Below are 26,590 nucleotides of genomic sequence, written 5' to 3'. Positions count from 1 at the left end.
TTTTATACTGGTGCACATGTCCCCCGCCCCCATCCCTGTCGATCCGGCCCAGGCCGTGCAGCGCATCCGCGAACTGGCGCGTGCGCATGGCTTCCAGCGCTGCGGTATTGCCGGCATCGAGCTGGGCGAAGATGAGGCGCACCTGGCCGACTGGCTGGGCCAGGGCCTGTACGGCACGATGGACTGGATGGCGCGCCACGGCACCCTGCGTGCGCGCCCGGCCGAACTGCTGCCCGGCACCGTACGGGTGATCTCGGTGGGCATGGACTACAGCCACAAGGACGACACCGAAGCCTGGGCAACCCTGGCCGACCCGGGCCGCGCCTACGTGGCCCGTTACGCATTGGGCCGCGACTACCACAAGCTGATGCGCAACCGCCTGCAGAAGCTGGCCACGCAGATCAACGATGAAGTGGCACCGCTGGGCTACCGCGTGTTCGTCGATTCGGCGCCCGTGCTGGAACGCGCACTGGCGCGCAATGCCGGCCTGGGCTGGATCGGCAAGCACACCTGCCTGATCGACCGCCATGGCGGCTCCTGGTTCTTCATCGGCGAGATCTACATCGATATCCCGCTGCCGATCGATGCACCGGCCACGGCACACTGCGGCACCTGCACGCGCTGCATCGATGTCTGCCCGACCCAGGCCATCACCGGCCCGCAGCGGCTGGACGCGCGGCGCTGTATTTCCTACCTGACCATCGAGCACGACGGTGCCATCCCCGAAGACATGCGGCCGTTGATCGGCAACCGCATCTACGGCTGTGACGACTGCCAGCTGGTCTGCCCCTGGAACAAGTTCGCCAAGCGTACCGACGAAGCCGATTTCCGCGCGCGCAACAACCTCGACACTGCCCGTCTGGACCAGCTGTTTGCCTGGGACGAAGCTGAATTCCTGCGCCGTACCGAAGGCAGCCCGATCCGGCGCAGCGGCCATGAACGCTGGCTGCGCAACATTGCCGTGGCACTGGGCAATGCGCCGCCCTCGGCCGAAGCGCTGGCCGCGTTGCATACCCGCGTCGATGATCCCTCGCCGCTGGTGCGTGAACACGTGCAGTGGGCGCTGGGCCAGCACACGGTACGCTGACGTGCGATCCTGAGCCCCCGTTCCGCCCGCAGCACGCCGTTCCCATGCAGCCACGCAACAACGACATCCTCACCCCCAGCCAGCTCAACACCCTGGCCCGCGACCTGCTGGAAGGCAGCTTCCCGGCGATCTGGGTCGAGGCCGAACTGGGCAGCGTGGCGCGTCCCGCCTCCGGGCATCTGTATTTCACCCTGAAGGATGCGCGTGCGCAGCTGCGCGCGGCAATGTTCCGGATGAAGGCGCAGTACCTGAAGTTCGTGCCGCGCGAAGGCATGCGCGTGCTGGTGCGCGGCAAGGTGACCCTGTACGACGCCCGTGGCGAGTACCAGATGGTGCTGGACCACATGGAGGAAGCCGGCGAAGGCGCGCTGCGCCGCGCGTTCGAAGAGCTGAAGGCACGCCTGGAGGCCGAAGGCCTGTTCGACTCGGCACGCAAACGGCCGCTGCCGGCGCACGTGCAGCGCCTGGCGGTGATCACCTCGCCCACCGGCGCCGCCGTGCGCGACGTGCTGAGCGTGCTCGGCCGCCGCTTCCCGCTGCTGGAGGTCGACCTGCTGCCGACCCTGGTGCAGGGCAGCAGCGCCGCTGCACAGATCACCCGGCTGTTGCAGGCTGCCGACGCCAGTGGCCGCTATGACGTGATCCTGTTGACCCGCGGCGGCGGCTCGCTGGAAGACCTGTGGGCGTTCAACGACGAAGCCCTGGCCCGTGCGATCGCCGCCAGCCGCACGCCGGTGGTATCGGCGGTGGGCCATGAAACCGACTTCAGCCTCAGCGACTTCGCCGCCGACCTGCGCGCACCGACGCCATCGGTGGCGGCCGAACTGCTGGTCCCGGACCAGCGCGAACTGGCGCTGCGCCTGCGCCGTACGGCCGCGCGCATGGTGCAGCTGCAACGGCATGCGATGCAGCAGGCGATGCAGCGTGCCGACCGCGCCCTGCTGCGCCTGAACGCACAGAGCCCGCAGGCGCGGCTGGACCTGTTGCGCCGCCGTCAGCTCGATCTGGGCCGGCGCCTGCATGCGGTCTTCAACCAGCAGCAGGAGCGCCGTGCTGCGCGCCTGCGCCATGCGGCGGCGATCCTGCGCGGGCACCATCCGCAACGCCAGCTCGACACGATGCAGCGCCGTCTGGCCGCCCTGCATGGGCGGCCGCAGGCCGCGATGCAGCGTCTGCTGGAGCGCGACGCACTGCGCCTGCGCGGGCTGGCGCGTTCACTGGAAGCGGTCAGCCCGCTGGCCACCGTAGCCCGCGGCTACAGCATCCTGACCCGCACTGACGATGGCACGCTGGTACGGAAGGTCGACCAGGTGCAGCCCGGTGACGCGCTGCAGGCCCGCGTTGGCGACGGCGTGATCGACGTGCAGGTCAAGTAAAGGGGTGGTCGGCAGGGCTGCGCCCTGCACCTGCAGAGGCTTCAAGCAACGGCCGAAGCAACAGCCAAAGCGGCTCTGGATTGCTGATGGTTTGGCGGGGCGGTGTGGCTGTGCAGGACACGCCGTAAACCCCGCTCCGCGGTCCGGCCCAGCCGCTGGCGGCTGTGCGTTCGGGCGCTTGCGAAGCAGTGCTTCGCAAACGAAGCGCCCTCACCCCTGGGGGCTCGATGGCGCCATCCATGGCGCCAACGGTCCTGCACAGCCACACCGCCCCACCCTCGACAGTTTCCCGATGACGGTCGGTAGATCCACGCCATGCGTGGATGAATCTCTGTCAGATATCGAATCAATTCGGGGTCAGATCCGTTTTCCTACGGAAAACGGATCTGACCCCACGCCATTCCGACAGATCGCGAGAATCTGTCGAAGGCGGGGTGGGTCCGGTTGCGGGGGCGTGAGCCGCATGGATGCGGCGACCGAGCTTACATGGACGTACTTGCAGCGGCCCCCGCAACCGGACCCACCCCGCCATCCCACGGAATGCACGCTGTTGCTGTTGCTGATGCTGTTGCTTCGGCAGGTGCAGGGCTGCAAGCCCTGCCGACCAACCCCCTACTTTGCCTGCTCGCAGAACTTCTGCCGGTACTCGAGCGCCTTCGGCATCAGCGCCTGCAGGTTCTGGATGCGGGTGCCCGGATTGGGATGGGTGGAGGCGAACTCCGGCGGCGACTGGCCGCCACTGGCCTGGCCCATGCGCTGCCACAGCGGCACCGCCTCGCGGGGATCGAAGCACGCCGCTGCGGCCAGCATCAGCCCCACTTCATCCGCCTGTGTCTCGTGGCTGCGCGCATACGGCAGCAGGTAGCCATAGCCCATCGCCGACATCATCATCTGTTGCTGCTGCGCATCCATGCCGCTGGCGGCGCCGGCCACCTGGCCGATCTGGGTCAGCTTCTGCTGGGCCATGCGCTGTGCACCATGGCGCAGCAGCGCATGGGCGATCTCATGCCCCATCACCACCGCCATCGCATCGCGGGTGCGTGCTACCGGCACCAGCCCGGTATAGACCGCCATCTTGCCGCCCGGCAGGCAGAACGCATTGGCCTGGTCGGACGGAATCACATTCACTTCCCACTGGAAATCCCGCGCGAAATGCGCCGGCTGCACGCCGTGCTCCTGGGCCAGCGCGGTCTCCACCACGTCCACCTTGGCAATCAGGCGCTGGGCGATATCGCGCACATCGCGCGCGATCGGTGCATTGGGGTCCATCGGCCGTTCCTGCGACAGGATCTGCTGGTAGGCCTGCAGCCCCAGCGCGGTTTCCTGGCGCGCGTCCAGGCTGCTGTCGATCATCACCTTCTCGCCGGTGTACGGATCGACCGTGCGGTTGGAGAACCAGTAGAACAGCGCATAGCCGGCGGCCAGCAGCAGCACCCACCAGCGGATGTTGCCGAACAGGCCACGCCGCTGTGGGCCTTGCGACGAGCGGGAGAAGGGATCGTTGCGCATCGGGGGACTTCCTGCTGGCCCCGCCGGCTGGCGGGCACGGCGCAATCTTAGTGCGCCGCTGCCCGCAGCGGGTGAAGCCGGGTGCCGCTCAGATGCCGCGCACCAGGCGGAAGCCGATGCGGGCATTGGTGGTATCCGAATCCTGGGACTGCCGCCAGGCCGCGCGGGTCTGCTCGGGGGCATTGGCCCAGTTGCCACCGCGGATCACCCGCGACCGGCAGCCCGGGTTGAACCAGGCGACGCCATCGGACGGTGCGCGGCGGTAGCTGGCATGCCAGCAGTCGGCCACCCATTCGCTGAGGTTGCCGCCCATATCGTGCAGACCAAAGGCATTGGCCTGGAAGCTGGCCACCGGCGCCGGCCCCCACCAGCCATCGCCGTACCCGATAAACGCGTTGTGCCAGTGCCGTCCCGAAGGCGAAACGTCCTTGCTGCCGGTGAAGTTGCCGCTGCCTGGCGGCGGCACGCCGGCATCGCCCCTCGGATAGCGGCCACTGCTGCCAGCGCGCAGCGCGTACTCGAACTCGGCTTCGCTGGGCAGCCGGTAGCTGCGGCCAGTCTGCTCGGACAGCCACGCCGCATAATTCTCGGCATCACGCACACTGACGTGCATCACCGGCGAGTTGCCCAGCGCGCGACCGCCGTCGTAGTCGGAACGCCAGTCCACGCCGCTGCGGCGGATGAAATTGCCGCTGCGTTCGTCGTAGACCACCGAATGGCCACGCCGGGTCGCGCGTGGACGCGCATTGGAGGCCTTCACGTAGCGCTCGAAATCGCTGACGGTGATCTCGGTAATCGCCATGGCAAAGCCGCGATCGAAGCGCACGTAGTGCGACGGACGCTCGGCATCACTCGAGCCCGGCTCGGCATCGCCTGCACCCATCTGGAAGCCACCGTGGGGCACCACCACCATCTGCGGTCCGCGCCCCCCATCGCGCATCGCATCACTGAACACCTGTCCCGGCCGGAAGCTCCCGTAATGGGTGGCCAGGTCGATGCGCTCGCGAAGCTGTCCCACCACTGCATCACCCGGCAGAGCGATGCGAAGCGCCTCGGCCAGCTTCTCGCGCGCCGGCTTCAGGCCTTGTGGCGTGGCAAGGTCACGCAGTCCGTCATCACGCAGCTGCAGCAGCGTGGCGGCGCGGATCTGCTCGATGCGTTCGAAGGCATCGGCGATCGTCGGTGACGAATCGCGCACTTTGCTGGCTTCGGCCAGCCAGGTACCCGCACTGGCAAAATCGCGCGCCCGAGCAGCCTGTTCGGCACGGCGGATCAACCCGCTCTCGGCTGCGGCCAGGCCCTGCCGTGCGCGGCTGTTGTCTTCATCCAGCGCCAGCGCTTCACGGAAGTTGCCGATGGCACCGTCGCCATCCTCACCGATACGGTCCGAGCGCAGGTCCTCCTCGCCAGCACGGTTGTAGGCCACCACCCGTTGCGCCAGCTCCACCCGCGCCTGCAGCGCACGCACCTGCTCGTCCTTCGGCGACAGGGTCAGCAACACCAGTGCCTGGCGGCTGGCCTCGGCCAGCGCCTCGCGCTGCTTCAGCGGCCGCACCAGCAGGGCATCGGCCAGCTGCTGCAGTCGCTGGCGGGCACGCTGCAGGCCCAGCCGGGCCTGGCGGTCATCCGGGTCTTCTTCCTGCACCGCCAGCCACAGCGGAATGGCGGCATCCGCATCTTCATAGAGCCGGCCTTCAGCGAACGCCTGCTCGGCGGCGCGCCGCAACTGGGCCAGGCTGCGGCCCTGGCGGTCCACCCGTGGCGGCGTCCACTGCTGTACGTCCTCGGCGGCATCTTCACCGGCGATGGTCACGCTGCCCTGCCCGGCCTGCGAACTGGCATTGGCGCCGGTGTCGGCGCCCTCGGCCGCGCGCGCCTCTTCGCTGGCGGCCCGTTCCGCCGGCGCGGACGGCGACGGCGTGCAGCCGGCCAGGGCCACGGCCAGGGCGGTGCACAGCACGGGCGACAACGGAAAACGCAAGCAGAGCCTCCTTCGGCACAGACGCGGACCGACGTTAGGCTATTCTCCCCTGCCTGAGCAAACCCGAGTAGTAGGCCCTGACCCGTGGCAACCTGGATCACCACCCCCGCCGAGCTGGAAGCGTACTTCCAGCAGCGCCCGACCCGCATCGGCCTGGACACCGAATTCATCCGTGAACGCACCTACTGGCCGCAGCTGGCCCTGGTGCAGATGGCGGTCGGGCAGGACATCCTGCTCATCGACCCGCTGATTCCCGGCATGACCGAGGCGCTTGCGCATTGGCTGGCCGATGAATCCATCACCAAGGTAATGCACAGCGCCAGCGAAGACCTGGTTGCCTTCAAGTGGGCCTGCGGCGTGCTGCCGCGACCGCTGTTCGACACCCAGATCGGGGCATCGCTGGCCGGCATCGGCGGCGGCATGGGCTACCAGAAGCTGGTGGCGGAGATCACCGGAGTGGCGCTGGCCAAGGGCGAGACCCGCTCGGACTGGATGCGCCGCCCGCTGTCCGAGTCGCAGCTGCAGTACGCCGCCGACGATGTCGAGCACCTGTTCGCGCTGCACGACGCCATTGATGCCAGGCTGCAGGCGCTCGGCCGCCAGCAGTGGTTGCACGACGATGGCGAGCGCCTGCTGGCCAGCGTCGCCAACGATGAAGATCGCTGGCCGCACCTGGCGATGCGCTCGGCACAGTTCCTTGATGACGCCGCGCAGCACCGCCTGTTGCGCCTGCTGCGCTGGCGTGATGTGCAGGCACGCAGCAGCGACCGCCCGCGAAGCTGGATCCTGGACAACGAACTGGCCGCCACTCTGGCGCGCACGCCCCCGGCCGACGAGGCAGCGCTGGGCAAGCTGTTCGAGCAGTTCCCAAAGGCACCGCGCAAACTGGCCGGCGCCGTGTGGCAGGCGCTGTCCACGCCGCTGGCCGACGAAGCCGACGCGCCGCTGGCGCTGCCGGCCAACGACAGCAACAAGCAGGCGCTGAAGAAGCTGCAGGATGCCGTGGCCGAACGCAGCCGCGAGCTGGGACTGCCAGATGGCATCCTTGCCTCGCGCAAGCACCTGGAAAGCTATCTGGAACGTCGCCAATGGCCCGCCGCACTGGCCGGCTGGCGCCAGCAGGAACTGGAGTCGCGCCTGCAGGCGCTGCTGCCGGCGAACTAGCAACCCGCATCGGCCGCCTCACGGGGCGGCCCTGCCAATGCTGGACAAGGACATTGCTGCATGCCTGCATGGCCCTCTTCCGGCATATTGCGATGGACGATCGTCACGCTGCTGGCCGGCGACACTCCTGCATGGATCGCAGCGGCCAGCTCAACGCCTACGCGGCGCTGACGGGCAGGCTGGACCTGGCCCGTTCGGTTCACTACCTCGCGCTTTCGGCACGCCTGATCGAACAGGCCCCCGCTGCCAGCGAGCAGGACAAGCTCGAACCCTGGCTGCATCCGCACGCCCTGGTGCACGGCTATTTCCCGGAATCGAGGCGTAGAGACAGGGCCAGGGCACACTCGCCTACCGGCCCGAGCTGCTGCTTGCCTTTCCGCTGCACAGGGACGATCCCAACGCGAACGCCTGTTCCGGGTGACGGGATTCACCTTCAAGCCTCCTGCTGAATGCCACCGACACGGCAGCCGCATGTCCTGCTTGCCGCCGCTGACGACCGCGCTTCTAATGTCCAGCCTCGTACTCGCTGGATTGCAGCAATGACAAACGGATTTGCAAAAGACGGGCTTTCCCCCGAAGACCTTGCCTGGCGCGTGCAGGCGCGCACTGCGCTGCAGGAACGGCGCTATGCCGAACTCGATGCGTTGCTTGCTCCACATGAGCTGGCCTGGCTGCAGGGAGAGAATGCGCTGCCCGGCATCCGCTGGCGGCTGCGCAACCTGCACGACGCCACGCTGACGCTGGAAGCCCGCCTGCAACAGGCCCAGCAGTGGGCCTCGGCCGCCCCCGGCAGCTACTACGCCTGGCTTTGCCTGGGCGCCTGCTGGCAGGACGCTGCCGGCGAACTGCGCAGCGCCGACGTTGCCGCACTGGTCGAAGACAGCCAGTGGCTGGCGGCACAGCTGGCCCGCGATCATGCCGTGCACGCCTACCTGCAGGCGATACCGCTGTCGCCACGACCTGCGTTGGCGCTGGATGGCATCAAGCGCATCACCAGCTACCTGCGCGAACCGAACTGGCTGCGTGCGCTGCAGGCCGGGCAGCCCGCCGCATCCGATGACGCCGCGCTGGCCGAGCACTACCCTCAAGCCTGGCCAAAGGCATTGCAGCTGCTGTCGCGCTTCGGTACGCCGTTGCAGACGCTGCCGGATACGCTGCCCCCATTGCTGCGCGAGCGCAGCCAGGACGATTTCGACGCACCACTGGCGTACTGGATGCGCCTGGTGCTGGAGCAGCGCCCGGACGATCTGGCCACGCTGGAAGACACCCTGTACTTCCTGTACCCGCGCTGGGGCGGCAGCCATGAGGCGATGGAGAACTTCATCGAGGGTAGCTGGTGCCGTGGCCTGGAACTGGCGCAGAGCAACGCGCTGCGGTGGCACAAGGAGCAGGACTGGATGGGCGATCTGCCCCACCGTGAGGATGCCGAGGCCGTGGCCGCGCACGAGCGCGCCTACACGCAGATCCTCGACTGGCACCTGGACCGCCACCTGCGCGCGCAGGTGCTGGCCCAGCGCGCCGGGCTGGGCTACCGTCTTGGCCGCGTTGAAAACAGCGAAGGCGTCGTGCAGTGGGATCCGGACCACATGCAGGCGGTGCTTGAAGATCTGCAGCAGGCATGGACATTGGACCGCGATGTGGTCCTGCATGAGGGGCTCAGCAACCTGGAGGCCTGCACCTGGTTCGCCCATGTCGACGGTGCCGAAGCACTGTTCGCACAGGTGGTGGACTATGCCGCGCGCGAAGGCGATTCGGCGATCGGCCTGCTCTGGGCCGCCACCGCCATCGAGCATGGCCTGCTCGGCCAGGCCAGCGACCCGACACGCGCCAGTGTCCTGCTGCAGCGCGCGTCGAAGCTTGCGCAGCAGGACGACACCTCGGCGGTGACGTTCGCCGCCAATCTGTTCTGCGATGTCTCACAGGCCGCCGGCCTGTCGCTGCTGCAGCGCATGGCGGACGATGGCGACGCCGGCGCGATGTCGGCGCTGTGCGACCTGTACAAGGGCCGCCTCGGTGGCCGCGACCAACCACAGTTCGCCGATGCGGATAAGGCCGCTTACTGGCAGGAGCGTGCGGTGGAAGGCGGCGACCTGATCGCCACCTACAACCTGGCCGTGCGCCTCGTCGCCGCAGGCGGCGCGGAGAATGAAGCGCGTGCGCGCGAGCTGTACCTGCGTTGCCTGCGCGAGGCCGACGCCGGTGAGCGCGTATGGGGCCCGACCTGCCGCAACCTGGCCTGCCTGGCCTTCGATGGACAGAACGACGCGCACAAGCGCGAGGCGGTCGAACGTGCCTTGATTCCGCTGTGGTGGCGTGGTGACGACGATGACAAGCTGTGGGCCGCCGGCTACCTGGCCGACATCTACCACTTCGGCAATGGCGTGCCGGCCAACGCCTTCCTGGCCCTGGCCTGGCTGCAGCGCGCCATCGAGATCGACCCGGAGTACGTGGACGTGGTGCGCATGGCGCCGCTGATCAATGGCGAAGGCCGCTGGTTCGGAGCCAGCCGTGCGCGCAAGCAGCAGGCGCAGGACCGCCAGCAGGTGGACAGCGCCACCTGGGCCCTGACCTTCGGCCAGCGCAGCCAGGACAGCGACCTTACCGCAGTCTGAAACAACGAAAAGGGCGGCCCGGAACTCCGGGCCGCCCTTTGCATTCCAGCGGTGCGATGACGGGGGAACCCGCCACCGCGCCAGAGCCTTACCAGTTCATGTTCAGCGAGACACCGACGGTACGCGGTTCGTTGTAGACCGCGGCCATGTAGTTCTCGATCACACCCTTGAGGTTCTTCTCGTTGGTGATGTTGCGCGCGAACAGCGCCACTTCGTAGGCACCGTAGTTGCCCGAGTAGCCGATCTTCAGGCCACCCTCGAAGTCGCCCTTGGAGTTGAACTCTTTGCTGTCGTACAGCACGAAGCTGGTGTAACCCTGCTTGTTCCAGTCGGTGGACACGAACATGGTGCCGGCATCGCTGACCGGGAAGTCGTAGCGGGCGGCCAGGTTGACGTTGTACTTCGGCGCGTTCGGCAGCGGGTTGCCGTCGATCTGGGCGAAGGTGTTGGCACCGACCTTGATGGTCGGGTCATTCACCGTGCACACCACCTGGCCGTTGAGGCCGCAGACCTGCGCATACACGCGCTTGTCCTTGATCTCGCTGTGCAGCAGGCTCAGGCCGGCGCTCAGGGTCAGGTTCGGGATCGGGCGCAGCTCCATGTCCGCTTCGAAACCGTAGGCCTTGGCCTTGTCGGCGTTGAACAGCACGCCATTGCCGTCCGAATCGTTGCCGTTGAGCTGGATGTCGTTGACGGTGTAGGTGAACGCGGTGGCGTTCAGGCGCAGGCGGTTGTCCCACAGGCTGCTCTTCACGCCCGCTTCCCAGGACAGGATCGTCTCGGAATCGGCGGTGGTGAAATCGGCATTGAACACCGCCGAACGGCCCTGGATGGTCGGGCCACGGAAGCCACGCGCGACCTTGGCGTAGACGCTCACCTCCGGCGTGATCTGATACATCGCGCTCAGATCCCAGCTCGGGGTGGTGTCGGACATCTTGACGTCGGTGCGGCCCTTGTAGGTCACCACGCCGGCGGCGGTATCGGCGGTCTTCAGCAGGCGGGTGTGCTTCTCGTCCTTGGTCTGGCGCAGGCCGGCGGTGACGGTGAACTTGTCGGTGAAGGCGTAGCTCAGCTGGCCGAAACCGGCCCACGAGGTGTTCTTGTTGCGCAGGCGCACCCAGTTGTTCGGGTTGCGGGCCGCGCCCTGCAGGAACCAGGCGCGCTGGTAGAAGTCGGTGGTGTCGCTGCCGTTGAAGTAGAACGCACCGGCCTGCCACTGCAGGGCGCTGTCATCATGGCTGGCCAGGCGGAATTCCTGGGTCCACTGGTCCAGGTCGCGGATGCGGCCCATCGACTGGCCGTAGCCGTTCGGCACGCCGTTGACCGGGAAGTTCACCGCGGCGCCGCCGTCGGTGTCGCCGCGACTGTAGCCGGAGGTGGTTTCGTAGGCGGTGATCGAGGTGAAGTCGATCGCGCCGAAGTCGTAACGCGCCTTCACCGAACCACCGTAGGTCTTGTAGGCCTGCGGGTTGTTTTCGGCTTCGTCGTAGGCGACCTTGTCGCGCGGCACGTCGGTCTTGTTCGAGCCCTTGGTCAGCGCACCGCGCAGGAACAGGGTCGAGGTGCCCTCGTAATCACGGGCGTGGGCCGAGGCCAGGATCGAGAACTGGTCGCTCGGGGTCAGCAGCAGCTGCGCGCGTACGTTGCGGTCATCGAAGCCGCCCATGGCGTTCTTCTTCGGGCTGACCGTGCCGTCCGCGCTCGGGCCGCGGTAGGTGTTGTCGACGTAGTCGTCGCGGTGCTGGTACAGGGCCGACACGCGGAACGAGGCGATGTCGTTGATCGGGCCGCCGAAGCCGCCGTCGATCGACACGCTGTTATAGGTCGCATAGCTGGCACTGACGCGGCCGGTGTAATCCTGGGTCGGCTTCAGGGTGTCGAACTTGACGATGCCGGCGGTGGTGTTGCGGCCGAACAGCGAACCCTGCGGGCCGCGCAGCACTTCCACCTGGTCCACGTCATAGACCGGGTTGGACTTCAGCACCACGTGCTCCAGCACTACGTCGTCCTGGATGATCGACACCGGCTGCGAGGCACCCAGGTAGAAGTCGATGTTGCCCAGGCCGCGGATGTAGAAGCGCGGGAAGATGCGGCCGGTGGTGGTTTCCGCATACAGGCTCGGCACGCGGCCGGACAGCGCCAGCAGGGTGTCGTCGCCGCCGGCGGTGAAGTCGCGCATGCGCTCGCCCTGCACCACACCGACCGAGACCGGCACTTCCTGCAGGTTCTGCTCGCGGTGTTCGGCGGTCACGGTGATGGTGTCCAGCCCGGTCGGGGTCGGCGCGCTGTCCTGCGCGGCGGCACCGAAGCTGCCGACCAGGGCCAGGCCGGCACAGGCCAGAGCCAGCGGGTGGCGGCGGAAGGAAACAAGGGAAGACGACAGACCCGACAGGCGGAGGGAATCGGAATGGGAGGGCATGCAATGCTCTGAGGAGGCGTCCGTGCGGCCTGCGCGGGCCGGGCGGCAAAAAGGAGGAGAACTGCGCAAGCCGCCATTATCCCCCAAATTGTTACGATTTCGTTGCGCGGCGCCCAAACCCGGCGAAACAAGCGGTTTCGGCACAGTCACCCGCTGATGTGCCTCGCGCCTCGACATGAAATTCCTTTGATCGGCTTGGCAAGCGGCAGGCGCTTGGCTAGACTGAAGCCCTGCCGTGGGGCCATAGCTCAGCTGGGAGAGCGCGTCGTTCGCAATGACGAGGTCAGGAGTTCGATCCTCCTTGGCTCCACCACTATTCAGAAGAACCCGTAGATCTCCGTGATCTGCGGGTTTTTCTTTTCAGCGCCGGCAACTCAGGCCGGCTCCTGGTCGCCGTCCTTGCGCTGCGGGCCGCGTGAGTGCGCATCGCGCACCTGTTGGTCGCGCTGCCCGGGCCGCTGCTTGGCCACATCGTCCTGCTTCCTGTCCTGGCGGCTTTCCTGGACGCCCTGCTTCGGGTCCTGATCCTTGTCTCGCTCGTTCATCGAAAACTCCCTCGTCGGCGGCAGGCCAACGCTGTGCACCACGCTAGAGGCTGGCGGGTAATCCACAGGTCAGTCCTGCGCCAACGTCATGTGCAGGCACTGGCTTGCCGCCACTGCCCCCGCGCAGCCAGAATCCGAGGAACAACGCCCACCGGTACGCCATGCCCTCTTCTGCCCAGCGCGCAGCACACGCCGTGCCGATGATCATTGATGCGACCGACGGCAGCATCCAGCTCGGCAATCTGCCGACTCTGATCGGCCCCACCCTGGCACGGGATGAGGCGCGTGTCGCCTTCGTCACGCTGATGCATGGCGAGCGCGATGTCGGCACCGGCTACGTCTGGCTCAGCCTGCACCGGCTCAGCCTGGGCGGCGCGCCCGCTGGCATCAGCCTGTGCTTCCACGGGCAACAGCTCGACATGGTGACGATGGGCGTCGATCTACCCGGTGCAACGTTGGAAGACGGCTGGCCGACCCAGGCCGCGATCGATGCCGAAGTCACCTTCATGCGCCGCACGCTGGGTGCGGCGCTGGGGCGCAAGCTGGCCGGCGGCCACGCCCGCTTCGACTGGGGCGAGGCATGGGCCCGCTTCGATCCGAAGGGCTTCATGGCCAGCAGCGGTATCCGCTACCGGCCACGTCGGTGACCGTGCTCAGGTGCGGGTGATCGATACCCCGCCCTCCACACGCATCGCGGTTCCGGTAACGAAACTGCTTTCATCGCTGGCCAGGAACAGCGCCGCGTTGGCGATCTCCTCCGGCTCGGCCATGCGCTTCAGTGCGTGCAGCGAGCGCACGAAGTCGCGGGCATCGCCGGTGGGTGCGGCCTGGCGGCCCATCTCGGTATCGGTACCACCGGGCAACAGCACGTTGCTGCGCACGCCGCGCGCACCGTATTCGGCGGCGATCACCTGGCTCAGGCCGATCACCCCGGCCTTGCTCGACGCATAGGCCGCCATGCCGGGGAAGCCCACGGTGTGGCCGACAAAAGTGCCAACGAACACCAGCGAGCCGCCGCCGCGCGCCAACAGTGCCGGCAACTGCGCGCGTGCCGCATGGAAGGCCGCATCCAGATTGGTCGCCATCACCTCGCGCCAGGCGTCCACCGGGAACTCCGCCGCCGGCACGCCCGGCCCGAGCATGCCGGCATTGTTGAGCGCGATGTCCAGGCCACCGAAGGACTGCCGGGCCAGTTCCACCAGCGCCGGGGCCGTGGCCGGATCCGCCACGTCGGCGGCATGCACCACCACCTCGCCGCCGGCGGCACGGATCTGCTCGGCCAGCGCCTGCAGCGGCTCCGGCCGCCGTGCGTTGAGCACCAGCTTCGCCCCTTCGGCGGCGAAGCGCAGCGCGCTGGCGCGGCCGATGCCGGCGCTGGCTCCGGTGATGAGGGCGATCTTGTTGTTCAGGCGCATGGTGGCAGTACCGGTTGTGAAGTGGCCGCCACGATGCCGCGCATCTCCCCTGCCGACACTCCGTTTCCGGGCCTGGCCCGTCGGTGCAGGAAACGGAGTTTCCGCAGCACCGGCACGTGCCAGAATCCGGCCATGGACAGTACCGCCACCACCGCCTTCGATGCCCGCGTCGAACGGGTCTGCCGCCACCTTCAGGCGAGCCTCGACGAGCCTTCGCTGCAGGAGCTGGCCGACATCGCCGGCTGCAGCCCGACGCGCCTGCATCGTCTGTTCAAGCAGGCCACCGGGCTGACCCCCAAGCAGTACGCCGCCGCGCTGCGCGCCGACCGCCTGCGCACCGGACTGGAACAACAGGAGCGCATCACCGATGCCTTCCACGATGCCGGCTTCGGTTCCAGTGGGCGCTTCTACGAGAACGCACCGAAGTTGCTGGGCATGACGCCCAAGCAATGGCGCGCAGGTGGCCGCGGCGAAGTCATCCACTTCGCGCTTGCCGAAAGCTCACTGGGCAGCGTGCTCGTGGCCAGCAGTGCCACCGGCGTGGTTGCGATCCTGCTCGGCGACGATCCGGAGACACTGCTGCAGTCATTGCAGCAACGCTTCCGCCAGGCCGAACTGGTCGGTGCCGACCAGGGCTATGAGCAACTGGTGGCACAGGTGGTAGGCCTGGTCGAGGATCCTTCGCGCGGCGCCACGCTGCCGCTGGATATCCGCGGCACCGCGTTCCAGCAACGGGTGTGGCAGGCACTGCAGCAGATTCCGCGCGGGCAGACCGCCTCATATGCGGATGTCGCCGCGCGCATCGGCGCCCCGCGCTCGAGCCGTGCGGTGGCCCGCGCATGCGCGAGCAACCCGCTGGCGGTGGCGGTGCCCTGCCACCGCGTGGTGCGCCGCGACGGCGACCTGTCCGGCTATGCGTGGGGCGTAGCGCGCAAGCGCGAACTGCTGCGCCGGGAAAAGGCCTCGACTGCCTGAAGCAGGTGCCGACCTTGATCGGCACGCTCAGCTTCCGGTAGGTGCCGACCTTGGTCGGCACGCCGCCAAGCCCTCAATCCAGCTTCACCACCAGCTTGCCGAAGTTGCGCCCCTGCAACAGCCCAAAGAACGCCTCCGGCGCATTCTCCAGCCCTTCCACCACATCCTCGCGGTACTGGATGCGACCTTCGCGCAGCCACTGCCGCATCTCGCGTTCGAAGTCCGGCCACAGGTGGTTGAAGTCGTGCACGATGAAACCACGCACGGTCAGGCGCTGGCGCAGGATCTGGCTGAACAGTGCGGGCAACCGGTCCGGGCCGGGCTGCTCGATGCCCCGCTCGTTGTAGGTGGCGATGGTGCCGCACACTGGAATGCGGGCGAAGTCGTTGAGCAGCGGCAGCACCGCATCCAGCACGTGCCCGCCCACGTTCTCGAAATACACGTCGATGCCCGCGGGCACCGCCGCGCGCAGCTGTTCGGCAAAGTCGGCCGCACGATGATCCAGCGCCACGTCCACGCCCAGCGTCTGCAGGTAGGCACGCTTGGCTTCGCCACCGGCGATGGCGACCACGCGCGCGCCCTGCAGCTTGGCCAGCTGGGCGACGGTCGCGCCCACCGGCCCGGTCGCGGCAGCCACCACCAGCGTCTCACCCGGCTTCAAACGGGCGATTTCGTGCAGGCTGGAATAGGCGGTGAAGCCGGGCATGCCATATACCCCCAGCGCGGTACTCAACGGCAGGCCGGCCGGATCCAGCCGACGCCCCAGCGCCTTGGCCGGCAGCACCGCATGGGTCTGCCAGCCACCCGGCGCCAGCACCAACTCACCTGTGGTTACGCCCTCGGCGTTCGACTGCAGCACCTCGGCCACGGTCTGCCCTTCCATCACCGCGCCCACCGCCACCGGCGCGGCGTACGACGGGCCCTCGTCCATGCGTCCACGCATGTACGGGTCCAGCGACAGGTAGCGGTTGCGCAGCAGCACTTCGCCATCCCCCAATGCCGGCAGCGCAGCCTGTTCCAGGCGGAAGTTGGCCGCGCTTGGTGCGCCCTGCGGACGCGAGGCCAGCACGATACGGGAGGTAGCGAGGGAATCGGACATGGTGACCGGCTCTGCTGTTGCCAGCATCAGGAAAGGAATGCCGACACTACGCCGCAACGATCGCCGGCAACGGCCATGAAAACAGCGTTCCATGGACCGGCGCGGAGCGGGTCCGGGCGCAGTCCTTGGCCTTGCAGCTTTGGCGATCGCGGCGATCTGCTGATTTCCACCGCAGACGATGATCGACTGACCACGCCCCCGTCCCACAACGGAGGATCAAGCACTTGCGAGCCCGCAGACGGCAATGTGAAGAAATCTTGGCAAAACGCTTGCCGAAGGCAGCCGACCTCCGTAATATACGCGTCCTTGGCAGCGACCTCGCTGCAACGAAACATGTGGCCGAGTAGCTCAGTTGGTAGAGCAGGGGATTGAAAATCCCCGTGTCGGCGGTTCGATTCCGTCTTCGGCCACCACTTTCGAAGGCCTGCAGAAATGCGGGTCTTTTTTTTCCGGAAACCGGGTTTGATCACGGTTGCCACACAATTTGGCCGAGTAGCTCAGTTGGTAGAGCAGGGGATTGAAAATCCCCGTGTCGGCGGTTCGATTCCGTCTTCGGCCACCATCTTCAGAGACCTGCAGAAATGCAGGTCTTTTTTTTGCGTGCGGCCTGCCATCCACGCATGGCGTGGGTCTACCTGGCGCTGGCCCCTTCCATGGCCTCGATCCATGCCGGGCCACCGCCGTCTGGTTGACGAAACATTTACACCGGTACCCGCCGCGGCACCTACGCTGCAGATTCCTGCCGGAGCCTGCCGATGCAATTGCGCCCCACCCTGCTCGCCTGCCTGCTGCTGGCCGCCGCCCCGGTGATCGCCGCCGAACCGGTGCGTGCAGTCGACACGCTGGACATCGACCGCTATGCAGGCCAATGGCACGAGATCGCTCACCTGCCGGTGTCATTCCAGAAGCAGTGCGTCGGCGAGATCACCGCCAACTACGGGCTGCGCCGCGATGGCCGCATCAGTGTCACCAATGCCTGCCGCAACGCCGACGGAGAACGCGTAATCGCCGAAGGCGTTGCACGCCCGGTGGCTGGCCATCCCGGCCAACTGCAGGTGCGCTTCGTTCCGGACTGGCTGAGCTGGGTGCCACTGGTCTGGGCCGACTACTGGGTGTTGGCGCTGGACCCGGACTACCAGTGGGCCCTGGTCGGTGAACCGGACCGTAAGTACCTGTGGATCCTCTCGCGCCTGCCGGAAATGGATCGCGCCCGGTTCGAGCAGTTGAAGGAAAAAGCCGAAGCCATGGGCTACGACCTGCGCCCGCTGCGCCTGATGGCCCCGCTTCGCGATACGCCCGCCGATTGAGCCGCAGTTCAATCCGTACGCGCACCGTGCGCCCGAAGATCCAGCGCTGCGCACGCCCCGCCGCCATTTTCACGCGCTACCCTCTGCGACGGCTCGCCACAGGCGATCCAAACGACCATACGCCGTAGTATGCTTATTCCAACGCACCGCCTCCAGAGGACCTGCGCCCATGCTCCACCGTTTCCGTATCGCCTTGATCGTCCTGAGCACCCTCGCCCTTGCCGCCTGTGGCAACGGCATCGTCAAGCGTGTTTCGGAACCGGCGGCCAGCCTGCAGCAGCTGACCGTGCGCGCCGACGGCAACTGGACCGTGGCGCTGCGCCTGCAGAACTACAGCTCCATGCCGATGACCTTCGATGACGTCTCGCTGGCACTGACCGTCGGCGACAGCGACGCCGGCACCCTGCAGGCCAAGCCCGGTATCTCCATCGGCGGCACCTCTGCGGATGTCATCAATGTCGACCTGGTGCCCAGTTCGGCCGCACGCCTGGTGGTGGCCGATGCACTGGCCGGCAACCGCACCCTGGCCTATGGCCTGAAGGGAACGGTCGCGGCCACGCCGCAGGAAAAGAAGCAGCGCAGCTTCGATATCAGCAGCCGCAGCACCCTCAACCAGGCCCCGGGCCTGCCGGGCGTGCTGCGCTGATTTCCACCTTCCGTCGCGGCGCCTGGCGCCGCTCTCCCCTGCCCTGATCAAATCGAGACGTACCGATGAGCAGCTACACCGCCCCGCTTTCCGACCTCCGTTTCGCCCTGCACGACGTGCTCAAGGTCGAACCCCTGTTCGCCCGCCTGGGCTTCACCGACGCCACCGCCGACGTGGTCGATGCCGTGCTGGAAGAAGCTGGCCGCTTCAGCGCCACCGTGCTGGCCCCGCTCAACAGCGTTGGCGATGAGATCGGCTGCGTGCTCGACCAGGCCACCGGTGAAGTGACCACCCCGCCCGGCTTCAAGCAGGCCTACGACCAGTTCGTCGATGGCGGCTGGACCGGCCTGACCGCCTCGCCGGAACTGGGTGGCCAGGGCCTGCCGCACACCCTTGGCGTGCCGCTCAACGAAATGATCAACGCCGCCAACCTGGCGTGGGGCAACTTCCCGCTGCTCTCGCACGGCGCCATCGAAGCGCTGAAGCAGCACGGCGAGGCCTGGCAGCACGAGGCCTTCCTCAAGCCGCTGATCGAGGGCCGCTGGACCGGCACCATGTGCCTGACCGAGCCGCACTGCGGTACCGACCTGGGCCTGCTGAAGACCAAGGCCGAGCCGAACGCCGATGGCAGCTACTCGATCACCGGCACCAAGATCTTCATCACCGCCGGCGAGCACGACCTGACCGAAAACATCGTGCACCTGGTGCTGGCCAAGCTGCCCGACGCCCCTCCGGGCGCCAAGGGCATCTCGCTGTTCGTCACGCCCAAGTTCAAGGTCGACCGCGATGGCAATGTCGGCGAGCGCAACGCACTGCGCTGCGGCTCGATCGAGCACAAGATGGGTATCAAGGGTTCGGTCACCTGCGTGATGAACTTCGACGGTGCGCAGGGTTACCTGGTCGGCCAGCCGCACAAGGGCCTGCAGGCCATGTTCACCATGATGAACACCGCGCGCCTGGGCGTCGGCCTTCAGGGCATCGGCCTGTCCGAGCGCGCTTACCAGAACGCACTGAAGTACAGCCGTGAACGCCTGCAGTCGCGCGCCCTGAGCGGTGCGAAATTCCCGGACAAGCCGGCCGACCCGATCCTGGTGCACCCGGATGTGCGCCGCATGCTGCTGACGGTGAAGTCGCTGGTCGAAGGCAGCCGCCTGCTGGCCCTGCACGCCGCCACCCTGATCGACGTCGCCCACCATGCCGAGGATGCCGCCGAGCGCGAGCGCGCCGACACCCTGGTGAGCTTCCTGACCCCGATCTCCAAGGCCTGCCAGACCGAATGGGGCATCGAGAACACCTACAACGCCCTGCAGTGCTTCGGTGGCCACGGCTACATCCGCGAACACGGCATGGAACAGCTGGCCCGCGATGCCCGCATCACCACGCTGTATGAAGGCACCACCGGCATCCAGGCGCTGGACCTGATCGGCCGCAAGACCGCCTCCAGCCAGGGCGCCGGCCTGAAGCTGATGCTGGCCGAGATCGAAGCCTTCGCCAAGGAGCATGAAGGCAACGAAGCGCTGGCCGAGTTCATCGGCCCGCTGCGCGCCAAGGCCGCCGAATGGGGCAAGCTGACCCTGGACGTGCTGCAGCGCGCGGCCGGCAATCCAGACGAACTGGGTGCGGCCAGCTACGACTACCTGTTCTATTCGGGCTACGTGGTACTGGCCTACTGGTGGGCCCGCAGCGTGGCCGCCGCCGACGCCAGCGCGCACGGCGCCGCCTTCGCCCAGGGCAAGCGCGAAACCGCCCGCTTCTACTTCGCCCGTGTGCTGCCGCGCACCCTCAGCCACGCCGCCGCGATCCAGGCCGGCGCCGCCCCGCTGATGGCGATGGACGACGAGCGCTTCGGCGCCTGAGCCGGCTGCCGCCCGGCACCCGCGGTAGTGCCGGCCGCTGCCCGGCAACCGCAATAGCAACAGCTGGATCCCGGTGGATGGCGGGGCGGTGTGGGCTGGCAGGACACGCCGTAAACCCCCGCTCCGCGGTCCGGCCCAGCCGCTGGCGACTGTGCGTTCGGGCGCTTGCGAAGCAGTGCTTCGCAAGCAAAGCGCCCTCACCCCTGGGGGCTCGATGGCGCCATCCATGGCGCCAACGGTCCTGCCAACCCACACCGCCCCGCCTCTGACAGTTCCCCGCGATCTGCGTAGATCCACGCCACGCGTGGATGAGAACTCCCTAAATCCCTCTGGAGAAGAGCCCCCTTTTGTTAAAGGGGGCGCGCCGACAGGCGCGGGGATTAGGAAAAATGCGCGGGCAGCCCAGCGCGCCAACGGCGGGCTGGGTTGCTAAAGGGGGCGCGCCGACAGGCGCGGGGATTAGGAAGAATGCGCGGGCAACCCAGCGCGCCAACGGCGGGCTGGGTTGCTAAAGGGGGCGCACCGACAGGTGCGGGGGATTAGGAGGAATGCGCGGACCTGAATCGTTGCGATTTGCGTATCGCCGACAGGCGATACACAAATCGTCAACATTCAGGTATAAGCTGTTCTCCCGATGGAGACAGACACTACACGCTTGGGTCTGATCGAAGCCGGAGCTCCGTTTTCTGCTCCGGGCGCCGAAGCATCGCCCAACGCCACGACGCTGCATCGCCCCGGTTCGGTCCGGCTGCTCTCGCTTGATGCCCACGGACGCGTACTGGACTGGATCACCTGGCAGGATGCGGCGTGCCTCTACGCCCGCGAAGCGGTGGCCTGGACGCTGGGCGATCCCTGCCTGCACATCCACGGCGGCACCAATCGCTTCAGCGGCCTGCAGAGCGGCATGGACCTGCACCCGATCATCGCCGCGCGCGGCCATGCCCGCTCCCGCGCGATCGACCCCACGCCGAACCTGACCAACCCGGCCCTGTTCGCCCGCGACGCCCACCTGTGCATGTACTGCGGCCAGCAGTTCAACCGCCCCACGCTCACCCGCGACCACGTCGTGCCACTGTCCAAGGGCGGCCTGGACTGCTGGGAAAACGTGGTCACCGCCTGTTTCCACTGCAACTCGCGCAAGAGCGACCGCACCCCGCAGCAGGCCGGAATGCCGCTGCTGGCCGTGCCCTACCGGCCCAGCTGGATCGAGCACCTGATCCTGTCCAACCGCAACATCCTGGCCGACCAGATGGCCTTCCTGAAGGCGCAATTGCCCAAGCGGTCGAAACTGAGCACCTGAACGCCTGAAAATGCAACCCTCACCGTCCTGTCACGGACGGCGGCGTTTGCTTGCCCCACCCCCGTTTGAGGGCGAAAATGGGCATTCAGAAAAAGTGCGAACATGATGATCGACTCTGCCCGCTATCCCCGCCTCGCGCGCATCCAGACGCCGGATGACCTGCGCACGTTCGACGAATCCGAACTGAGGGCGGTTGCCGACGAACTGCGCGCCTACCTCATCGAATCGGTGGGCAAGAGCGGTGGCCACTTCGCCGCCGGCCTGGGCGTGATCGAACTCACCGTGGCCCTGCACTACCTGTACCAGACTCCGGTCGACCAGCTGGTCTGGGACGTCGGTCACCAGACCTACCCGCACAAGATCCTGACCGGGCGCCGCGACCAGATCCACACCGTCAAGCAGAAGGACGGCGTCGCGCCATTCCCGAAGCGCGAGGAGAGCGAATACGACACCTTTGGCGTCGGCCACTCCTCCACCTCGATCTCGGCGGCACTCGGCATGGCCATTGCCCGCCAGTCCGAAGGCGACGACCGCAAGATCGTGGCGGTGATCGGTGACGGTGCGATGACCGCCGGCATGGCCTTCGAAGCGCTGATGCACGCCGGCGGCATGGACCCGGAACCGAACCTGCTGGTGATCCTCAACGACAACAACATGTCGATCTCCGAGGCGGTCGGCGGCCTGACCAAGATGCTCGGCCGTGCCACCGGCAGCCGGACGCTCAATGCGCTGCGCGAAGGCGGCAAGAAGATCCTCGGTGACAAGAAGAACAACCCGGCGCGTTTCGTGAAGCGCTGGGAAGAACACTGGAAGGGCATGTTCGTGCCGTCCACGATGTTCGAGGAGATGGGCTTCCACTACACCGGCCCGATCGACGGCCACGACATGCCCGCCCTGCTGTCCACGCTGAAGACGCTGCGCGCCTCCAAGGGCCCGAAGCTGCTGCACGTGATGACCACCAAGGGCAAGGGCTACGAGCCGGCCGAAGGCGACCAGATCGGTTACCACGCCGTGGGCCCGTTCGATCCGGACAAGGGCCTGGTGGCCAAGGCCGGTGCCAAGAAGCCGACCTATACCGATGTGTTCAGCGACTGGCTGTGCGATGCCGCCGCCGCCGAGCCCCGCCTGTACGGCATCACCCCGGCGATGCGCGAAGGCTCCGGCCTGGTGCGTTTCAGCAAGGAATACCCGCAGCGCTATTTCGACGTGGCGATTGCCGAACAGCATGCGGTCACCCTCGCCGCCGGCATGGCCACCCAGGGTGGCAAGCCGGTGGTGGCGATCTACTCGACCTTCCTGCAGCGCGCGTACGACCAGCTGGTACATGACGTGGCGATCCAGGACCTGGACGTGCTGTTCGCGATCGATCGCGCCGGCGTGGTCGGCCCGGACGGTGCGACCCATGCCGGCAACCTCGACCTGAGCTTCCTGCGCTGCGTGCCCAACCTGGTGGTGATGGCACCGTCCAACGAAGCCGAGTGCCGGCAGATGCTCAGCACCGGCCTGCAGCACCCGGGCCCGGCCGCCGTGCGCTACCCGCGCGGCACCGGCACCGGCGTTGCAGCCGGCACCGACCTGTCCACCCTGCCGATCGGCAAGGGCGAACTGCGCCTGCAGGGCAGCCGCATTGCCCTGCTCGCCTTCGGCAGCACCGTGGCCGCCGCCGAGCAGGTCGGCCGCGAACTGGGCCTGAGCGTGGTCAACATGCGTTTCATCAAGCCGCTGGACCGCGAGCTGGTGCTGGCTGTCGCCGCCCAGCACGAGGGCCTGGTGACGATCGAAGACAACGTGGTGGCCGGTGGCGCCGGTTCAGGCGTCGGCGAGCTGCTCAATGCCGAAGGCGTGCTGCGCCCGATCCTGCACCTGGGCCTGCCCGACAGCTACCAGCACCATGCCAGCCGCGAGGACCTGCTGGCCGAAGCAGGCATCGACGCCGCGGGCATCCGTGCGGCCGTGCTCAAGCGTTGGCCGCAGCTGGCCACAGGTACCCCGCCGCTGAGCGCGGCGGGCTGAGGCCGATTGCCAGCGCATGGCGTGGATAGCGGGGCCCGGAAACAGGACCTGGCCGGCCCCCCCCGCCCTCAGCCGTAGCTGACCGCTTCCACGAAGGCGCCGCTGGCTTCCACGCGCACGGCAGCGCGCTGCCCGGTATCGACAAAGTGCAGGCGCGCCAGGGTTTCAGCGAAGTCGAAGGCGCGGGCACCGTCGCGGAAATCGATCGGCTCCGGCCGGTCCGGATGCAGCACGCGCCATTGGCGCTGTTCGCATTGCAGGCGGATCAACATGCGGCTCACTCCTTGAGGCAGCGTATCGACGGTAGCGGGACATTCCTGCCGATCACGGCAGGCATCGTCGCAACAGATCAGGGACACACAGAGATGCCCTGATCGCAGAAGATACGGCAATTCAAAATGTGAGCTGTATCAGATTTTTCTGATTTTAGAGGGGCACGCTCAGTTCACCTGGAACTGTGCCCGGCAGCCGTCGCTGACCCAGATGCCACGACGATCCCAGCCCCAGGTCTGGCCCTCGATGCAGGCACTGCGCGAATCCTGGCGAACCAGGCGCACGCCGCGGCGGATGCGGGCGTCGCAGTACTCCTGGCGATGCCCATTGGAATGACAGGTGATCACCTCACCGCCGCCCCAACCGTTGCCGTTGCCGTTGCCCCAGCCCCCCCCATTGCCCCAGCCACCGCCACGACGGTACTCGCCGACGAACTCGGCGCGGCAGCCCTGGGTCACCCAGACGCCATAGCGCGACTGGCCCCAGGTCTCACCTTCCACGCACGGCGAGCCGGACAACTGGCGGATCATCCGCGCGCGGCCCTCCAGACGGCACTCGTTGCTACGGTTCTTGATCGACTCGCAGCGCACGATGCCGCTGCCTTCGCGGCCACCGTAGCGGTCGTCGTCATAGCCGTAGCCATAGCTCTGCGCCTGGGCGCCACCCGCCGCCGCCAGCATCGGCAGCAGGGTGCAGGCCAGGGTACGCCAGGTGAGTGCCTTGCCCATCGAGATCTCCAGATGAATACGATGGCGCAAGCATCCGGGATTCGCGGCACGGCGCACAGGGGGGGCGCGTGACGCCGGTTTTTCCCCATTCAAGCAACGCAACCGTAGCTGACTGCACCGCAACGACCGGCGTCAGTCTCCTACATGCAGGGCATCCACCGCGCTGCCGAGCGCCTCGACCCGCACCGTGCTGCGCTGGCCGGTGCGACGGTGGTGCTCGAGGGCCCGCGCCGCGGCGACATCGAAAGCCTCGGCGCCCCGCGCATATCGGGTTGCGTCATGCACCTGCGGATCCAGCACGGACCAGTGCCGGGCGTTGCGTTGAACGGTAATGACCATGAGGGGCTCCTGCGGATGGAAGGATGCGACGGCAGGCGGACGGTCCACGTGCCGGTACACCTTCAGGCTAGCGATCACCTCAGGGGTGGCCCATCAGATTTGTACGAAAATGCCGCGCCCTCCGGTCAGCCCTTTGCCTGCCCTCACATCCCTGAGTCCATTTAGCCTGTTCATTCCGTGATTCTTGTCACGGAGTCAGCCGGGCTTCACACTACCGTCATCAACAGGGGCCCCTTCCACATGCGCACCTTCTTCTCGCAGCAGCGTTGGACGCTGCTGAAGTTCTATTTCGTGGCCAGCTACCTCGTGCTGATCGAGGAACTGATCCGCGCCGCCATGCACTGAGCGCTTGCTGCAGGGCTATTTGCGACAGACACTGTCGCTTTAGGCACGGAGCCCGCCCGATGAAAGCGCTTCTTCTGATTCCAGCCCTGCTGGTGCTCTCCGCCTGTGCCAACCAGCATCAGGCCGCTGCGCGTGCCGATACGGCGGCCACTTCGCCCGCCACGCCGAAGGTCGGTGGCGACCGCGATGCCCACGGTTGCATCGGTTCGGCCGGCTACCAGTGGTGCGAGCACAGCCAGCGTTGCGAACGTCCGTGGGAACTGGCGCAGGCACAGGGCCTGGCCAACACCGCCGAAGCCATCGATGCCTACTGCGCGAAGCCGGCCAGCCCGGCGCGCAAGTGAGTCGCGCCGCCCATGGCTGAGCTGAGTCCGCTCCCCACCCTGGCCCCAGGCCGCTACCGCCACTTCAAGGGCGGCGAGTACGAAGTGCTCGACATCGTCCGCAGCAGCGAGACCCTGCAGCCGATGGTGCTGTACCGCGCGCTGTATGGCGAAGGTGGCCTGTGGGTACGCCCGTACGCCATGTTCGTCGAGCAGGTGCCCGGCGAGCACGGACCGCAACCGCGTTTCGCCCGCGTCGACGCATGAGGGTTCCGCTGCCGGCCATGGCCGGCAGCGCGCGGTAACGCGGCGGGCCTGCGTTACAATCGTACCGTCCAGTCGGTTTCTTCCCGCCATGTCCGCATCCCCCTCCCGTTCGCGCCGCAAGGCGCCCGACAGCGTGCGCCAGTCACTGCTGCAGGCGACCATTGAAGTGATCGGCCGTAACGGCCTGGCCGCGCTGACCGTGCAGGACGTCGCGCAGGCCGCCGGTGTCAGCAAGGGTGCGTTGTTCCATCATTTCAGCAGCAAGCAGGTGCTGGTGGATGAAGCCATCGGAGCGCTGATTGGAGAATTCGAAGCGCGCGTGCGCGCCCTGCTGCAGGAAAACCCCGAAGGCCATGGCCGTTTCAGCCGCGCCTATGTGCAGGCCAACTTCGAGCATCTGCTGCAGCAGGAGCAGGACAACGACATCGGCCTGACCTTGGGCAACCTGATGGAACCGGGCCTGCTTGCGCACTGGCGCAACTGGAAGCGCGCGATGCTGGCCGAGTTCCCTGGCGAAGCCGGCGACCCACGGCTGTACGCGGCGCGCTGCGCTGCCGATGGCTACTGGGCCACGGCCTATGGGCGTCCGCTGGACGAGGAAGAACGTGCCAATGCATTGGCCATGGCCGAGCAGGCCCTGAAACTGTGCGACCCGCAGTGAGCTGGAGCGCTCGATGAATCCCTACCTCTACCTTGCCGCTGCCATCGTGCTGGAAGTGATTGCCACATCACTGCTGAAGGCATCCGACGGCATGAGCCGGCTGGCGCCGACACTGGGCGCACTGGTCGGCTACGGGCTGTGCTTCTACCTGCTGTCGATGACCATGAAGTCGATCCCGACCGGCATCGCCTACGCAATCTGGTCCGGCGTCGGCATCGTGCTGATCTCACTGATCGGGCTGGTGGTGTTCAAGCAGCGCCTGGATGCACCGGCGTTGACCGACATCGGCCTGATCTGCGCCGGCGTACTGGTGATCAACCTGTTCTCGCGCAGCAGCGCGCACTGAGCAC

At 67.2% G+C, this 26,590-nt stretch carries 24 protein-coding genes and 3 tRNA genes; 18 read left to right on the top strand and 9 right to left on the bottom strand.

Features of this window, described 5'->3' with window-relative positions; all coding sequences use genetic code 11:
* The first annotated feature begins 16 nt into the window (after window positions 1-16).
* Window positions 17-1,087 carry a tRNA epoxyqueuosine(34) reductase QueG gene (gene queG / locus AC5P5X_RS02955; RefSeq protein ID WP_111189837.1) on the top strand — a complete coding sequence of 357 codons (1,071 nt, stop codon included), beginning with the start codon at window positions 17-19 and terminating at the stop codon, window positions 1,085-1,087.
* Between the two features lie 44 nt (window positions 1,088-1,131).
* Window positions 1,132-2,463 (top strand): exodeoxyribonuclease VII large subunit, encoded by a 1,332-nt coding sequence (gene xseA / locus AC5P5X_RS02950; RefSeq protein WP_099490309.1) that lies wholly within the window; start codon window positions 1,132-1,134, stop codon window positions 2,461-2,463.
* Window positions 2,464-3,075: 612 nt separating this feature from the next.
* Here the strand turns inward: xseA and AC5P5X_RS02945 are convergent.
* Together AC5P5X_RS02945 and AC5P5X_RS02940 are read right to left on the bottom strand one after the other, a co-directional pair.
* Window positions 3,076-3,972 (bottom strand): M48 family metallopeptidase, encoded by an 897-nt coding sequence (locus AC5P5X_RS02945; RefSeq protein WP_049448381.1) that lies wholly within the window; start codon window positions 3,970-3,972, stop codon window positions 3,076-3,078.
* Window positions 3,973-4,060: 88 nt separating this feature from the next.
* The gene (locus tag AC5P5X_RS02940) at window positions 4,061-5,953 is read right to left on the bottom strand and encodes a formylglycine-generating enzyme family protein (protein WP_495215891.1); all 1,893 of its coding nucleotides are present in this window, start codon (window positions 5,951-5,953) and stop codon (window positions 4,061-4,063) included.
* A gap of 84 nt (window positions 5,954-6,037) precedes the next feature.
* On the opposite strand from AC5P5X_RS02940, the gene rnd reads away from it, so the two are divergent.
* Window positions 6,038-7,117, top strand: a complete 1,080-nt coding sequence (rnd, locus tag AC5P5X_RS02935) for a ribonuclease D (protein ID WP_024958088.1) — start codon at window positions 6,038-6,040, stop codon at window positions 7,115-7,117.
* Between the two features lie 539 nt (window positions 7,118-7,656).
* Window positions 7,657-9,729 carry a DUF4034 domain-containing protein gene (locus AC5P5X_RS02930; RefSeq protein ID WP_111189835.1) on the top strand — a complete coding sequence of 691 codons (2,073 nt, stop codon included), beginning with the start codon at window positions 7,657-7,659 and terminating at the stop codon, window positions 9,727-9,729.
* Window positions 9,730-9,817: 88 nt separating this feature from the next.
* Here AC5P5X_RS02930 and AC5P5X_RS02925 read toward each other — a convergent pair whose 3' ends face one another.
* On the bottom strand, window positions 9,818-12,148 hold the full coding sequence (locus tag AC5P5X_RS02925) for a TonB-dependent receptor (protein ID WP_329762587.1): 2,331 nt from the start codon (window positions 12,146-12,148) through the stop codon (window positions 9,818-9,820).
* Between the two features lie 237 nt (window positions 12,149-12,385).
* On the opposite strand from AC5P5X_RS02925, the gene AC5P5X_RS02920 reads away from it, so the two are divergent.
* A tRNA-Ala gene (locus AC5P5X_RS02920) sits at window positions 12,386-12,461 on the top strand.
* 61 nt (window positions 12,462-12,522) lie between these two features.
* Here the strand turns inward: AC5P5X_RS02920 and AC5P5X_RS02915 are convergent.
* Window positions 12,523-12,693: a hypothetical protein gene (locus AC5P5X_RS02915; RefSeq protein WP_005410406.1), complete on the bottom strand. Its 171-nt coding sequence runs from the start codon at window positions 12,691-12,693 to the stop codon at window positions 12,523-12,525.
* A 161-nt stretch (window positions 12,694-12,854) separates the two neighbouring features.
* Between AC5P5X_RS02915 and AC5P5X_RS02910 the strand changes: the two genes are divergently transcribed.
* Window positions 12,855-13,340, top strand: a complete 486-nt coding sequence (locus AC5P5X_RS02910) for a hypothetical protein (RefSeq protein ID WP_024958085.1) — start codon at window positions 12,855-12,857, stop codon at window positions 13,338-13,340.
* Window positions 13,341-13,346: 6 nt separating this feature from the next.
* Here AC5P5X_RS02910 and AC5P5X_RS02905 read toward each other — a convergent pair whose 3' ends face one another.
* Window positions 13,347-14,108, bottom strand: a complete 762-nt coding sequence (locus tag AC5P5X_RS02905; protein ID WP_005410408.1) for an SDR family oxidoreductase — start codon at window positions 14,106-14,108, stop codon at window positions 13,347-13,349.
* Window positions 14,109-14,240: 132 nt separating this feature from the next.
* Here AC5P5X_RS02905 and AC5P5X_RS02900 point away from each other — a divergent pair, with 132 nt between their 5' ends.
* Window positions 14,241-15,083 (top strand): bifunctional transcriptional activator/DNA repair enzyme AdaA, encoded by an 843-nt coding sequence (locus tag AC5P5X_RS02900; protein ID WP_005410409.1) that lies wholly within the window; start codon window positions 14,241-14,243, stop codon window positions 15,081-15,083.
* Window positions 15,084-15,156: 73 nt separating this feature from the next.
* Here the strand turns inward: AC5P5X_RS02900 and curA are convergent, their stop codons facing one another.
* Entirely contained in the window at window positions 15,157-16,182 is a 1,026-nt protein-coding gene (gene curA, locus AC5P5X_RS02895; protein WP_012480862.1) for an NADPH-dependent curcumin/dihydrocurcumin reductase, read from the bottom strand.
* Between the two features lie 337 nt (window positions 16,183-16,519).
* Between curA and AC5P5X_RS02890 the strand changes: the two genes are divergently transcribed.
* The 7 genes from AC5P5X_RS02890 to dxs all read left to right on the top strand — a co-directional run bounded on the left by AC5P5X_RS02890 (window position 16,520) and on the right by dxs (window position 23,304).
* Window positions 16,520-16,595, top strand: a tRNA-Phe gene (locus tag AC5P5X_RS02890).
* Window positions 16,596-16,668: 73 nt separating this feature from the next.
* Window positions 16,669-16,744, top strand: a tRNA-Phe gene (locus AC5P5X_RS02885).
* A 193-nt stretch (window positions 16,745-16,937) separates the two neighbouring features.
* Window positions 16,938-17,489 (top strand): lipocalin family protein, encoded by a 552-nt coding sequence (locus tag AC5P5X_RS02880; protein ID WP_033833224.1) that lies wholly within the window; start codon window positions 16,938-16,940, stop codon window positions 17,487-17,489.
* A gap of 169 nt (window positions 17,490-17,658) precedes the next feature.
* Window positions 17,659-18,135: an LEA/WHy family protein gene (locus AC5P5X_RS02875; protein WP_049395301.1), complete on the top strand. Its 477-nt coding sequence runs from the start codon at window positions 17,659-17,661 to the stop codon at window positions 18,133-18,135.
* Window positions 18,136-18,200: 65 nt separating this feature from the next.
* Complete coding sequence (locus AC5P5X_RS02870; protein WP_065183448.1) at window positions 18,201-19,991, top strand: acyl-CoA dehydrogenase C-terminal domain-containing protein; 1,791 nt, start codon at window positions 18,201-18,203, stop codon at window positions 19,989-19,991.
* A 634-nt stretch (window positions 19,992-20,625) separates the two neighbouring features.
* Window positions 20,626-21,291 carry an HNH endonuclease gene (locus tag AC5P5X_RS02865; protein ID WP_005410414.1) on the top strand — a complete coding sequence of 222 codons (666 nt, stop codon included), beginning with the start codon at window positions 20,626-20,628 and terminating at the stop codon, window positions 21,289-21,291.
* 105 nt (window positions 21,292-21,396) lie between these two features.
* Window positions 21,397-23,304: a 1-deoxy-D-xylulose-5-phosphate synthase gene (gene dxs, locus AC5P5X_RS02860; protein WP_032964317.1), complete on the top strand. Its 1,908-nt coding sequence runs from the start codon at window positions 21,397-21,399 to the stop codon at window positions 23,302-23,304.
* A 68-nt stretch (window positions 23,305-23,372) separates the two neighbouring features.
* On the opposite strand, the gene AC5P5X_RS02855 is transcribed toward dxs, so the two are convergent.
* From AC5P5X_RS02855 to AC5P5X_RS02845, 3 genes are all read right to left on the bottom strand, one after another.
* Window positions 23,373-23,576, bottom strand: a complete 204-nt coding sequence (locus AC5P5X_RS02855; RefSeq protein WP_005410416.1) for a hypothetical protein — start codon at window positions 23,574-23,576, stop codon at window positions 23,373-23,375.
* A 168-nt stretch (window positions 23,577-23,744) separates the two neighbouring features.
* Window positions 23,745-24,305, bottom strand: coding sequence for a DUF3011 domain-containing protein (locus AC5P5X_RS02850; RefSeq protein ID WP_005410417.1), 561 nt, complete (start codon window positions 24,303-24,305; stop codon window positions 23,745-23,747).
* A gap of 132 nt (window positions 24,306-24,437) precedes the next feature.
* Complete coding sequence (locus tag AC5P5X_RS02845) at window positions 24,438-24,644, bottom strand: hypothetical protein (RefSeq protein ID WP_005410418.1); 207 nt, start codon at window positions 24,642-24,644, stop codon at window positions 24,438-24,440.
* Between the two features lie 404 nt (window positions 24,645-25,048).
* Between AC5P5X_RS02845 and AC5P5X_RS02840 the strand changes: the two genes are divergently transcribed.
* From AC5P5X_RS02840 to AC5P5X_RS02825, 4 genes are all read left to right on the top strand, one after another.
* Complete coding sequence (locus AC5P5X_RS02840) at window positions 25,049-25,333, top strand: hypothetical protein (protein ID WP_005410420.1); 285 nt, start codon at window positions 25,049-25,051, stop codon at window positions 25,331-25,333.
* 12 nt (window positions 25,334-25,345) lie between these two features.
* Window positions 25,346-25,579 carry a DUF1653 domain-containing protein gene (locus tag AC5P5X_RS02835; protein ID WP_005410421.1) on the top strand — a complete coding sequence of 78 codons (234 nt, stop codon included), beginning with the start codon at window positions 25,346-25,348 and terminating at the stop codon, window positions 25,577-25,579.
* 88 nt (window positions 25,580-25,667) lie between these two features.
* Window positions 25,668-26,240, top strand: a complete 573-nt coding sequence (locus AC5P5X_RS02830) for a TetR/AcrR family transcriptional regulator (protein ID WP_012480869.1) — start codon at window positions 25,668-25,670, stop codon at window positions 26,238-26,240.
* A gap of 13 nt (window positions 26,241-26,253) precedes the next feature.
* Window positions 26,254-26,586: an SMR family transporter gene (locus tag AC5P5X_RS02825; RefSeq protein ID WP_495215890.1), complete on the top strand. Its 333-nt coding sequence runs from the start codon at window positions 26,254-26,256 to the stop codon at window positions 26,584-26,586.
* Window positions 26,587-26,590: the final 4 nt, after the last annotated feature.

The organism is Stenotrophomonas sp. YJH_SMC_91 (assembly GCF_059368495.1).
This window is presented reverse-complemented; position numbering and strand designations above follow the sequence as displayed.